Source organism: Yersinia antarctica, assembly GCF_056636475.1.
The window spans coordinates 1,859,887-1,872,677 of sequence record NZ_JBSJQF010000001.1 but is presented as its reverse complement, the minus strand read 5'-3'; the positions used below and the strand labels follow the sequence as shown (position 1 = coordinate 1,872,677).

Genomic DNA, 12,791 nt, shown 5'->3' with positions numbered 1-12,791 from the left:
TTTACCGAGTAGGTTATCTTTGCGAATTCTTCTTTACTGTTTGCTGTTGCTTAGCGGGCAGCTTAATGCCGCAATGATGACCGGTCGTCAGGGGTGCGATACTGGGCAGCCATTGACGATACACAGTATCGCTAATAGCTACAGTGAAGACCTATTACTGACACCTTCCACTGACACTCGCCAATCAAGCCGGCGCACGGTGAAAGTGGGGGTGGTCATGGATGCCAATACTCCTTTTGTCGTTAACCGTGATGATAATGCCATTGAAGGTATTGTTGCGGATTACCTGAAAATAATCAGTGATGCCAGCCAATTATCTTTCCAGATGATCGGTTATTGCGATTACGGGTTAGTTTTGAATGCATTGGAAAATGGCCAGATTGACTTAATGGCCGGGACACCTATGCCCCCTCAGCCGGGGCTGATAGCTTCCCATGCCTTCTTTACCAACCGGCATGTCGAAGTTCGCAGCAAAAATTGGGACCCGACCAAACGTACCCACCCAGAAACGGTGGCTATCGTTAATAACGAGCCACTCTCCCCTGAGTTTTTATTTAATTATCATGCCGATAAAATTGTTGCCTACCCCAACCAATTGCAGGGGTTGTTGGCTGTCGCCTATGGTAATGCCGATGTCTTTGTCGCGAATGCCACAACAGCTAACTATCTGATTGATCAGTTACAATTGCTGACGTTGCAAATTCGTAACTTTGCGCCTTATCACCCTGCCCCTTACACATTCCTGGCGAGGGAAAGTAATCAAAAGCTGATTGACTACATTAATCAGATTTTAGAATTATTACCGACCCGCGCGACCGGTGATATTCAGCAACGCTGGTTTGGTAGCAAACATCATTACAATATTGATGCCAAGTTACTGTTGACCGAACAAGAGGTGAGCTGGATTCAGCACCATCCGGTGGTGACTTATGTCGCCCCACTTGATCTGGCACCACTGATATTCCGCGATCGTCAAACCGGACAAATGGCCGGTTTCTCAGTCGATCTTATCGATATTATCGCGCGCCGAACCGGGATTAAATTTGAACCGGTTTATACCAAAGATACCGGTGAAGGGGTGCGTGATTTTATCGCCGGTAAAACCGATTTACTGCCGATTGTAGCCGTTCGCAACGGTATGTATGGTAACAACCTTTACTCCTCACCAGTAGCTCAATCCTTATGGGGAATATTGACGCGCGAAGATCGCCTGGATATCAACAATGTGGCAGATCTAGCAGGAAAGCGCGTGGGGATACAAGCGGGTAGTGCTTCTGGCGGGATTATTGGTAACCCCCTGTTAGCTCAAAAGATTACCTTTGTCCAAGCCCCGGATACCATGACACTGGTGCGTTGGTTGCAGCAAGGTAAAGTGGATGCTGTCGTTAAGAATATGATGACCGCCAACTACCTGTCAGCTCAGAATTTTAGCCCGAATATAAAAACGGTCGCGGTTGCAGGTGAAGAACCGCTGATGATGGCATTTGCCATCCGCCCAGACCTGCCCGAATTAAAAGCCATTATTGATAAAGTAATTGAATCTATTCCACCAGAAGAGTTAGACAACTTAATTAGTGAATGGAGTACCTTCAAGCCTAAGCCAATAAGTTTTGATGAAGACTCATCAGATAATGAATGGCTGATGATGGCGTTGAAAATAAGTTCAGGGCTATTGTTGGTCTTCGGTCTATACCTGTGCTATCTGGTGTTCAATAAGCGCCGCCAGGCCAAGTTGCTACATGCCCGTTTGCTACAGCAAGAATCGATTATCAATGCATTGCCCTTTGCGGTCTTTATTCGTACAACCAATGCCGAGTTAGCCGTTTATAACAGCCACTTTGCTGCGGCTCACCAAGATAAGCTTCACGATTTGCTCAATCAGGATATTGAACAAGCCAACTGGCCGATGACCAGTCCGCTTGATCGCGAGATAGATAAATACTGTCGTTATGTATTACAGGACAGAAAACCACAAATGGTGGATTTATCTCTTGAAATCAATGGTGAGCTACGGGATATCTTCCTATGGATTATTCCACTGGACAATGCCGAACGCAGTTTACTGGGCGGCTGGCTGGACATTAGCCAACGTAAAACCGTTGAGCGTGAGTTAGAAGCGGCCCGTGTCGAAGCCGAAAGCGCCAACCGGACCAAGAGTACGTTCCTTGCCACAATCAGTCATGAACTGCGAACGCCAATGTACGCCATTATGGGCTTATTGGAGCTGGAGATCCGCAGCTCCCAGCCGGTTGATAAAGATACACTGATTACCGTGTCCAAATCAGCTCAATCGTTGATGTTACTGCTTGATGACATCATCGACTCTGCCAAAATTGAAGCCGGCCAACTGAGTGTTCACACTGCGGTGGTAGATTTCCGCCAGGAAATGGAACGGATGCTGACTATCTATCAACCCATCGCCGATGAGCGTGGGCTTCAATTCTCGGGTTGGCTGGATGACCAAATCCCTCACCTGCTGATGGCAGATATGCTCAGAGTGCGACAAGTGATGGGTAATCTGTTAGGTAACGCGTTGAAATTTACCGAACAAGGTAGTGTTTCGGTGGATGTGACTTGGGAGCCGACGGATGATAAGCATGGCGTAATGAATATCGATATTACCGATACCGGTATTGGTATTTCTCCAGCGGCACAGGCCACGCTGTTCCAACCCTTTAGCCAGGCGAATGAAGGTAAATCACCCCGTTTTGGCGGCTCAGGGCTAGGGCTTTGGATCTGCCATCAATTGATTCATAAAATGGGCGGGCAAATCAGCTTGGAAAGCCAGCTCGGCAAAGGCACCAGTTTGTTTATTACTTTACCACTGGAGATTGCCACTGCTGAGGATTTACCGCCAGATGCGACTATTCTGCATGCCGATGAAAAGCAGTTGGACCAGTTGAAAAATCTACGTGTTCTGGTGGTGGATGACCTTCCGGCCAACCGCCAGTTACTTCAGCAGCAATTGGCCTTTATCGGCATCGAACAGGTGATGAGCGCAGAAAATGGCGCAGAAGCCTGGAAAATATTGCAACATTACAGTTTTGATATCGTCATCACCGATTACAACATGCCGCTGATGAATGGCTATGAACTTGCCGCCCATATCCGCAATAGTCCGGCAATGAAGGAGATGATAATCATTGGCTGTACCGCAGATGCGCGGGAAGAGAGCGTAACTCGCTGTTCTGATGCTGGTATGAATGATTGCATGGTTAAACCGGTGACTATTGACACCTTACGCACTGTTTTGCTCCATCAACAGATTGTCGGTAACGATGTCGAGGCGAATTATCATCACACTACCGGCGACGATGGTCCCAATGCGATGGAGATGAGCCATCAGGAAAATAGGAACTCAGCCGCGGACAACAGTGAGACCCCAAAAATGCAACAGCCCCCTATTGTCGCAGCACAAGATAAATTGAAATCGCTCTCGGGTGGCAGAGCTGAGGTAGAGTTGCAGTTATTACAATCGTTGCTGGAAAGCAATGTGCAGGATACTGCCGCGCTAACGAAACTGTTTGACCATCTGATAACGGATGATAGCAGTACGAATGCTAGCGATATTTATAACGAAATGGCAACGTTGGTGCACCGGATCAAAGGCGCGGTACAACTGATTGATGCGCAAGATCTGGTAGATTGTTGTATCAAATTCGAATCCCTGTTACTCGCTCATGATAGGCCAGCAGTCATTTCACTTGGAGCAGACTATCTGAAACAGTTAACGGAGACTAATCAGTTATTAGTTAAGCTGGTTGCCTCATATGCCGAAATAGATAGCGATACCCCCGATTAAATAAATATTTAAAGAGTGCTTTCATCTAAAGCCCGCCAGTACATACTTGGTGGGCTTTTTTATTTATCAAGTAATCATTCCTGCGTGATAGCAAAAACACAATTTCATATTTAATTAAAATAAACAACATAAGATATTGAAATTAAAATAATTTATAGTTTTTACTTTTTTTAATCGACTAAGTTCCTACACCTTTTGTGGGAAATTTCACATATAAAACAAGGACGCCTCTCATTTTATCTGTCTCTATTTCCCCCTACACTAGCCTCGGCCCGGATACCAAATAGCACAGCTCAATCGCGGCTGACTTTATTCAACTTAATGATCGCTCATTGTGATGAATGCTAGAGGTCTCCGTACAACGAAATATAAATTATAAAATTAAGTAGGAATTAAATGGGAAAGACTCTAATGACGTTGGTGCTACTTACCCTGCCGGGTATGGCGTTAGCTGCAACCTCAAATAACACTATCAAGTTTCAGGGAGAGGTAGCCGAACAGACTTGCATGGTGGATATCAATGGCACAGCTAACACCCCGGTAGTTTTGTTACCAACAGTTTCGACCAGCAACCTGAATCAAGTTAATTCAGTTGCAGGTAAAACCAATTTTACGATTAACCTAACCGGCTGCAATATCGCCATTCAAGACACCAAGATCAGTTCGGTTTTTCAGGGGATGAACGTCACTTCGGCGGGTAATTTGGGCAATGTGGGTACAGCTCAAAATGTTGCTATTCAGTTACTTGATACCAATGGTGCCCCAATTCGCATGTCTGGTGGCAGTGTTGAAGTACCGGGGATCACCTTGGTCGCCGGTGCAACCTCAGCATCACAGGATCTGGCGGCTCAATATATTACGGAAGAAGGTCGTGCGACCGCCGGGAGCGTTATTGCTTCCGCACAATACGCGATCACCTATCCCTGACTATTCATGAGATCCAAGCCATATCATGAATACGTTGCCAATCGGTAACGAAGCCGAAACAAACCAGAAGTATCAAGGATAAGTAATTGCTATGACACTGATTGCCCACAGAATGATCGCCTGCTCGTTGCTGCTGCTCAGCGGCGTACCCTTATGGACGCAAGCCAGTGTTGTCATGACCGGTACTCGTATTATTTATCCCGAAGGTACGCGGGAAAAAGTAATACAGCTCAGTAACAAAGATGACCATCCGAATTTAGTCCAATTATGGATGGACGACGGTAATAACCAGTCTTCACCATCAAAAAGTGATGTCCCTTTCACACTGACACCACAGATATTCCGTATGGAAGCCCAAAGTGGGCAAGTGGTACGGTTGTCATATATTGAGCGCCATTTACCCAAAGATCGTGAATCAGTTTTCTATCTTAACTTCTTGCAGATCCCCGCGTTAAAAGCAGATAAGCAGACCGAAAACAAACTGGTTTTGATCGTTAATAACCGAATGAAAGTTTTTTACCGCCCTGCGGCATTAAAAGAAAATGTCGATACATTAGGTGAAAAGATACGCGTTACTCTGGATGGCACTAGCGGTGATAAAATCAAGATAAGTAACCCGACGGGTTATTATATCAGCCTGCGTGATGCCAAATTGGTCAGTGATGGGAAAACGATTTCGTTCGCCACCAGTGAGATGTTCTCGCCCAATTCGACCACTGATTTAGCCTTACCCGCTGGGGTTAAGGCCAAAAAGGGCGAAGTGCTGACGCTGAACGTGGTTAATGATTATGGCACCAACATCTCCACGAATTATCATTTGTAGTCCAGCCGTGATGATAATCCAGACGGTGCCCAGTTATAGAGATAACCAGTGAGGTTTGCTCCCTGGTTATCCTATTTGCTAACGCACGGTTTACTGGCGAGCCATTTCGTGTCAGCAGCAGAGCAGAGTAATCAAGACGAATATGTATTTGAGGATGCGTTAGTCCGCGGCTCAGCGCTCGGCTTAGGCTCTATCTCCCGCTTTAATAAAAAAGACTCTTATCAAGAAGGCAAATATCAGGTTGATCTCTATATGAACAACAATTTTGTTGATCGTATAGAAATGATATTTATTGCAAAAAATGATGCGGTTATTCCCTGTTTGTCAGTCGCACTACTGCAACAAGCCGGCGTCACTGAGGAGGCGCTGAAGAACAGCGACCCAAAAGATGACTGTCTGGATTTTAAAACCACCTTGCCGGCCAGTGACTATCGCTTTGATTACGCCAAGTTGCGCTTCGACTTGTCGGTACCACAGCTGTTCGTTAAAAAAGTGCCGCGTGGCTATGTTGACCCCCATAATTTAACCTCGGGGGATACCATTGGTTTCAGCAATTACAACTTGAACCAATATCACGTGGGCTATAACAAAGATGGAATTAAGCGTTCAACCAACTCAACTTATCTCAGCCTAACTAATGGTATCAATGCTGGCATGTGGCGCTTGCGTCAACAGGGTTCATTGCGCTATGACCCTACCCGAGGAGCCGACTGGACCTCTAACCGGCTATACAGCCAACGCGCGCTGCCCGCCATAGGCAGTGAAGTGACCTTGGGCCAAACGTTCAGCGCTGGTCAGTTTTTCTCCAGCTTGGGTTTTAACGGCATCGCATTGGCCACTGATGACCGCATGTTGCCTGAATCGCAACGCGGCTATGCCCCTATTGTGCGAGGGATTGCCAGAACCAATGCCAAAGTCACGGTTTATCAAAACAATCGGTCTATTTACCAAACCACTGTGTCACCAGGACCGTTTGAATTTAATGATTTATCAGCCACCAATTTCGGCGGTGACCTGACGGTAGAAATTCAGGAAGCGGATGGCAGCGTAAGCACCTTTCAGGTGCCATTCTCTTCCGTGCCGGAGTCGTTGCGCCCCGGTTATTCCCGCTATAGCTTCGCCGCTGGGCAAGTGCGGGATCTGAGCAGTAATGAAGTGTTCAGTGAACTGACTTATCAACGAGGGGTCAGTAACGCCATTACCGCCAATACCGGGCTACGCGTGGCATCAGGTTATCAGGCCATCATGCTGGGGGGAGTCTTTACCCACTATATTGGTGCCTTAGGGCTGGATGCTACCTATTCGAATGCCAGGCTAGCGGATGACAACAGTGATGGTGATGAACGGCAGCAGGGCTGGATGGCGCGAGCCTCCTTCAGCCGCACGTTCGAAGCTACCAATACCACATTATCCGTGGCGGGTTACCGCTATTCTACCGAGGGTTATCGCGATTTAAGTGATGTTTTGGGGGTACGTGCAGCCCGTAATGGCAAAGTCTGGAATTCAGATACTTACCGGCAACGCAGCCGGGCAGAAATATCGATGAATCAGAGTTTTAACAGCTACGGTTCTCTGTATTTGACCGCGTCTTCACAGGATTATCGCAATGACCGCAAGCGGGATACACAGTTGCAATTAGGCTATGCCAATACTCTGTGGCGCGATACCAGTTTCAATATTGCGGTCTCACGACAAAAAACCGGGGGCGGCAGCAACGAAACCTCCTTTGTCGACCCCGGTAGCGGCATGCCAGCGGCTAATGGTGCAAATATTCTTGGCATCAGCGAGACTGTGGTGCAAATGTCGGTCTCATTCCCATTAGGTGGTAGTGCGCATGCGCCGTATATCTCCGCCGGTGCTGTCAACAGTAAGCTCAGTGGCGCCAGCTATCAGACCTCATTATCCGGTGTGATGGGCGAGGACCAATCCTCCAGTTACAGTATGGATTTTGCCCGCAGTGAACAAACGAAAGAAAACACCTTTAGTGGCAGTTTACAAAAACGGCTTCCTGTCACTAGTCTGAGCGGCAGTGCGTCCAGCAGCCCTGGTTATTGGCAAGGTTCAGCCAGCGCCCGTGGGGCAGTGGCCTTCCATAGTGGCGGTGTCACACTGGGACCTTATCTGAGTGATACTTTTGCCCTGATCGAGGCCAAAGGCGCCAGTGGTGCCAAAGTGATGTATGGCCAAGGTTCAAGTATTGACAGATTTGGCTATGCACTGGTGCCAACACTCACCCCGTATCGCTACAACACCATTACGCTCAATCCTGATGGCATGGATTTCAATACAGAGCTTCAGGATGGTGAGCGGCAAGTTGCCCCCTTTGCCGGCTCAGCAGTGAAAGTCACTTTCCGCACTCTCAGCGGTTACCCGGTACTCATTACCGTCCGGCTGGCTGATGGTAGTCAGTTACCTATGGGCACCGTGGTATACAGCACGACTGCCGACAGCGACAACAGTGCTCAGCAGCAAAAGAACGAGGTTGGTATGGTTGGTCAGGCCAGCCAGGCTTATGTTCGGGCTGAAGGAACCCGAGGCACACTCATTTTAGTATGGGGCGATGCTACCGATGAACGCTGCCAGTTAAATTATGACTTAGGCACGCCCAATAACGATAAACAGTTATATAAACTCGATGCCTTGTGTGTCGTTACCCAGCATTGAATCAGAGAAACAGTATGAATCCTATAACGACTCACTACGCCAGGTTATACCGATACAAGCCCCTATTCTCACACTATATGGGGTTATTCTTTTCACTCGCATTACTGAGCACCAGCTTACCCAGTTATGCACAATGTGTTTGGAAAGGCGCCAATATCGGTGGTGATAACTACGGTGCGTCCTTGCAATTAGGTAATATCAATATAACCAGTAATTACATTCAGCCTGTCGATTCAATCCTGGCCTCCAGCATTATCAGCTTGGTACCCGCCCGTTTCTGGTCAGACCCAGAAGCGGTTATCTATGAATGTGATGTGGCCGATAAAGACAGTTTATTTGAAGTTTTTGCGACTAATGGCGACAGTAATGTCGGCGGCTACAGCAATATGGGTGATAACTATTTTCAGACTTTCTTCCCCTATACCGCATTGAAACTGACTCATGTTGATACTGGCGTCGAATTCACCCGCATCTGGCAGCAGGTCCCGTTGAGAAAGTACGACGTAGTCGGGAATAAAATTCAAATTAAGGGTAAACATTTCAGCCAAATTCGTGCTGAGCTAAAAAAAGTAGGTTCTGTAGACCGCACGCCCGGCCCTTCCAGTTGGGGATGTTCTGGTCCTGCGGCTGATAACTATTCGGGTAGCTATTCCTGCAATCAACCCAACGGTTACGTGGTATTCAAAGGGCCTGGCATGCCAGTACCGGAAACCGGCTATGACTCAGCAACCAATTACCAAACATGGGGAAGTGGCCGCTATATGGCATTTGGTATGAATACCTCTCCGGTCTCTGTCCTGACACGCAAAAATACCTGCGTAGTACGTAACGTCACACCTTATGTGGTTTTCCCTATTATCACCGTGAACGAACTTAATGATAATCAATCACGCAGCGCGGATATCACTGTCGATATTGAATGCCAGTCGGGTACGGAATCTGGCATTAATAGTGGGCAAACTGCGCTGGCGCCAATTCCCAAACGAAATGCAACAAAGTGACCCACCGGTCAGGTACGGATAAAATAGCCGTATTGACCCTGTCGGAGACCCTGTTGCATGAAGGGAAAACATTTGACTCAGCATGAGCGCTTTTACATCGAAAAACGAAAAGCTGAAGGCGTTAATCAGTCCTGCATTGCCAGAGAACTGGATGTCTCTCGCTCTACCCTGAGCCGGGAGCTCAGGCGTAATACGGACCCCGCTTTCAACGGACTTTACTCCTCCAGACGCGCTGATGCCTTAGCCAGACAACGGCGGGGCGCCACCTCGGCACACAATGCCTGTGTCCCTCTGGGCCAGCAGACACAAGACTTTCTCCGGCAGGCGCTGGCTGTACATACCTCCCCTGAGGTTATCTCTGGGAGACTGAAAATCCAGTTTGATATCGCCGTCAGCAAAAATACCCTCTACCGCTATATCCGTTCGGACAGACAGGCTGGCGGTAAGCTTTACCTTCAGCTCCCTCACCGGGGTAAACGCTATCGCTATGATACGGGTGAGCCCGGACGCACGCCCATCCCGGACAGGGTTGGCATTGAGCACAGGCCTGCTGAGGCTGAACTCAAACAGGTTCCCGGGCATGTTGAAATCGATACGATTTTTGGCAAAGACCAGAAGTCATTCCTGCTGACGGTCGTGGACAAAGCCACAAAGCAGGTCATTATCCGTAAACTCCCCAATAAGTGCGCTGAGAGCGTCGTGGAAGCGTTCAGGGACATCGTGGCGAATACTTTCTGTGAGTTTAAAACCCTGACGGCAGATAACGGACCCGAGTTTGCGAAACATAAGGACATCACTCAGGTAACGGGCGCAAAGGTTTACTTTGCCCGGCCTTATCATTCCTGGGAGCGGGGGTTGAATGAGCATACCAACGGTCTGATACGGCGGTTTTATCCGAAAGGAACCGATTTTAATGGCGTCAGCGATGAAGATATTGCGAGACTGGAGCACATCCTCAACACTCGGGGGCGCAAATCTCTGGAATACAGCTCACCGAATGAGGTATTTTTAGAGTATCTACTCGCTGCATAACGCATGATGGTTTGTTGCGTTTCGTTCGGGAATGGGGCTGGGCATCCAAACTTCATTACCCGGTTATCTGAAAGCACAAGGACTCGGGTTAGTAAACGCAGCCGGCGGCGTGAGTTATCTTTTATCAGACCACTATGGTACTGACAAAAATATAGCCACCGGCGTGGGAATCAGCCTGAGTGACAGCAGCGGTGCGGCAATGAATTTTGTTGGTTGGGGAGGATGTGTCAGTAATTGCAATGCCAATACCAACGCGGGTTGGTACCCGGTACTCACGGGTGCCAGCGCTAATGGCAGCAATGGTGCTGGTTATGATAACTATTCACATCACTTTGTCGCCACCTTGAAAAAATTACCTAACGGCACGCCTACTGCTGGCAAAGTCGATGCGACCGCTTACGTTTTGGTGAAGATACAATGAGACTCCTCTGCCTATTTTTACTGATGTTGAGCATCAGCCAACACACCATGGCCGGTTTAGTGGCAGGTTCAACCCGCATGATTTATCAGCCTGAATCGCGTGAGCGCACCCTGATGTTGGCTAATACCAATGATTATCCGGTCGTGGTGCAGACCTGGATTGATGATGGCGATGTGGACAGCACTCCCGATCAGAGCAAAGCGCCTTTCATTGTCTTGCCTGCTGTTTTTAAAATGCAGGCAGGAGCGGCTCAAGGGCTGCGCATTATCAATAAAGGTGACAATCTGCCGACAGATCGAGAGTCTGTTTATTGGCTCAATCTGTATGAAATTCCGCCTAAATCCCGGCGCAACATCGATGCTCAAGCCCAGGTTGCTATGGCGATGAATACCCAAATGAAAATATTCTACCGGCCTGATGGGCTAACGCCGAAACCGGCTGAGGCAATGAAAAAAGTCAGTTTTACCCTTAAGAAGAAAAACAAAGAATACATTCTCACTGCCCATAACCCCACACCATACCATGTATCTTTTGGTCAGGTTCAGCTAGAAAACCAACAACAACGCTTTCTGATAGCACAAGAGATGGACATGATGGTCACACCCTTTGCTGAGCGCCAATATCATTTTGAACAGCAGCCTACCTCACTCAATGGTGAAGTAACCTTGAACTATGTTTATTTTGATGATGCTGGTAATCAGCTAAAAAACAGCCAGTTAATAAAAGTGACGTTGTAACGAATTGCTATTTTCACGGGTAATCGCAGAGGAATTGCAGCGCTCATGTAATTCCTCTGACAATGCTGGCTACCCGCCGCGAAATTATTACCCTATTGAATTTAGGGGATATTTTACACATGTCCCACTTATGTTGCTTATGTCACTAAAACACACTGCTAAAAGTGTCTTTCCTACTGATTAGCGGGGTTAAATACATAACCTCGGCGTGTAATGTGCGCTTTTCGGTCACTACCGAGCCAATCACCTTCCCCAATACAAACTCGCCTCTCCGCCTTATTAAAAATAACCTCATTTGGCGGGATAACTCACGGGAAAATAAACAAGTTTGCTGAAAAACAAGCCAATAAGCTCATTCTCTCAGCAAACGCACATTTTTAGTGTTTTTCTACTTTGACAAACGTCACCACCCTCGCTATTATTCGCCTCGTTCACACGATTCCTCTGTAGTTCAGTCGGTAGAACGGCGGACTGTTAATCCGTATGTCACTGGTTCGAGTCCAGTCAGAGGAGCCAAATTTGTGTTTTCATGCATCTTTACGAATCTTTATAAGATTTAGATTCAACGAGTTAGTGTGAAAAGTCTTCCCGATGCATTTTCATTTCCCCCTCCGCATCGGGCAAGACTGGTGGTCTGATTTGGGGTCATTTCAGTTCGATTATGGAGTGACCACACTATGTCTCTGAACGACACTAAAATCCGCAGTCTCAAGCCTTCTGAAAAACCTTTCAAAGTTTCCGATTCCCACGGTCTATACCTTTTAGTCAATCCAAGCGGTTCACGTTTCTGGTATCTTAAATATCAAACCGAATCAGGACCATTGACCACGGATTCCATGCCATGGCCTGTAGTGCCCTGATAGAATCTGGTCTGTGGTCATAGAATGCAGTTGAACGCCAGATGAGTCATCAGGAACCCAACAGCCTGCGGGCGGCTTACACCCATAAAGCAGAATATCTCGATGTCCGTAAAGCGATGATGCAGTAGTGGTCGGATTATCTGGATATAAACCGAGAAGGATATGTTGCATCATACGTTCATGCGCAACATAAGACGGCTGGAACAGCCTGACCGATAACTCTTTGATAACAGCAGACCCTGTAGTTCCAGTCCCCCTGAATTATTTAGCGAATTTCTCAGCTTCTTCGTGAGTAGTGATGAAGCTTTCGCCAAAACCAATCGCAATAAAAACGCCCACGATATAGCCTGCTAGCTTACTGTTTAGAATTTTCTTGAGCATCAATCCCCCAATTCAGAGAAGTCATTATCCTATACCCTTTTAAAATATTGGAGAAGACCCACAATAGTGCAGCCCTATAATTTGAATTATCTTGCAAAAATACACGTATTTTCAGCGATAATGAGTAAATGACATGGTCAAAA

7 protein-coding genes, 1 tRNA gene and 3 pseudogenes are annotated in these 12,791 nt (G+C 47.4%); all 11 read left to right on the top strand.

Annotation, left to right across the window (positions count from 1 at the left end):
* Positions 1–43 precede the first annotated feature (43 nt).
* Complete coding sequence (locus ACWJJO_RS08655) at positions 44–3,802, top strand: ATP-binding protein (protein WP_481091574.1); 3,759 nt, start codon at positions 44–46, stop codon at positions 3,800–3,802.
* A 396-nt stretch (positions 3,803–4,198) separates the two neighbouring features.
* Entirely contained in the window at positions 4,199–4,729 is a 531-nt protein-coding gene (locus ACWJJO_RS08650) for a fimbrial protein (protein WP_083159224.1), read from the top strand.
* 91 nt (positions 4,730–4,820) lie between these two features.
* Positions 4,821–5,552, top strand: a complete 732-nt coding sequence (locus tag ACWJJO_RS08645) for a fimbrial biogenesis chaperone (protein ID WP_083159225.1) — start codon at positions 4,821–4,823, stop codon at positions 5,550–5,552.
* Between the two features lie 48 nt (positions 5,553–5,600).
* Entirely contained in the window at positions 5,601–8,216 is a 2,616-nt protein-coding gene (locus ACWJJO_RS08640) for a fimbria/pilus outer membrane usher protein (RefSeq protein ID WP_083159226.1), read from the top strand.
* Between the two features lie 14 nt (positions 8,217–8,230).
* Positions 8,231–9,184: pseudogene (locus tag ACWJJO_RS08635) on the top strand (fimbrial protein); the annotation flags it as partial.
* A gap of 90 nt (positions 9,185–9,274) precedes the next feature.
* Positions 9,275–10,249, top strand: a complete 975-nt coding sequence (locus tag ACWJJO_RS08630) for an IS30 family transposase (protein ID WP_481090918.1) — start codon at positions 9,275–9,277, stop codon at positions 10,247–10,249.
* 37 nt (positions 10,250–10,286) lie between these two features.
* Positions 10,287–10,670, top strand: a pseudogene (locus tag ACWJJO_RS08625) (fimbrial protein); the annotation flags it as partial.
* The gene (locus ACWJJO_RS08620; RefSeq protein WP_083159227.1) at positions 10,667–11,407 is read left to right on the top strand and encodes a fimbrial biogenesis chaperone; all 741 of its coding nucleotides are present in this window, start codon (positions 10,667–10,669) and stop codon (positions 11,405–11,407) included. The pseudogene ACWJJO_RS08625 and the gene ACWJJO_RS08620, both read left to right, overlap by 4 nt.
* Positions 11,408–11,847: 440 nt before the next feature.
* Positions 11,848–11,923, top strand: a tRNA-Asn gene (locus ACWJJO_RS08615).
* 161 nt (positions 11,924–12,084) lie between these two features.
* The gene (locus ACWJJO_RS08610) at positions 12,085–12,267 is read left to right on the top strand and encodes an Arm DNA-binding domain-containing protein (RefSeq protein ID WP_083159228.1); all 183 of its coding nucleotides are present in this window, start codon (positions 12,085–12,087) and stop codon (positions 12,265–12,267) included.
* Positions 12,231–12,395 (top strand): annotated as a pseudogene (locus ACWJJO_RS08605) (integrase); the annotation flags it as partial. The gene ACWJJO_RS08610 and the pseudogene ACWJJO_RS08605, both read left to right, overlap by 37 nt.
* Between the last annotated feature and the right edge of the window lie 396 nt (positions 12,396–12,791).

What these genes read in the sequence shown, in the direction of transcription:
- ACWJJO_RS08610 (WP_083159228.1), top strand. Translation starts at nt 12,085, where the DNA reads ATGTCTCTGAACGACACTAAAATCCGCAGTCTCAAGCCTTCTGAAAAA.
- ACWJJO_RS08630 (WP_481090918.1), top strand. Translation starts at nt 9,275, where the DNA reads ATGAAGGGAAAACATTTGACTCAGCATGAGCGCTTTTACATCGAAAAA.
- ACWJJO_RS08650 (WP_083159224.1), top strand. Translation starts at nt 4,199, where the DNA reads ATGGGAAAGACTCTAATGACGTTGGTGCTACTTACCCTGCCGGGTATG.
- ACWJJO_RS08620 (WP_083159227.1), top strand. Translation starts at nt 10,667, where the DNA reads ATGAGACTCCTCTGCCTATTTTTACTGATGTTGAGCATCAGCCAACAC.
- ACWJJO_RS08645 (WP_083159225.1), top strand. Translation starts at nt 4,821, where the DNA reads ATGACACTGATTGCCCACAGAATGATCGCCTGCTCGTTGCTGCTGCTC.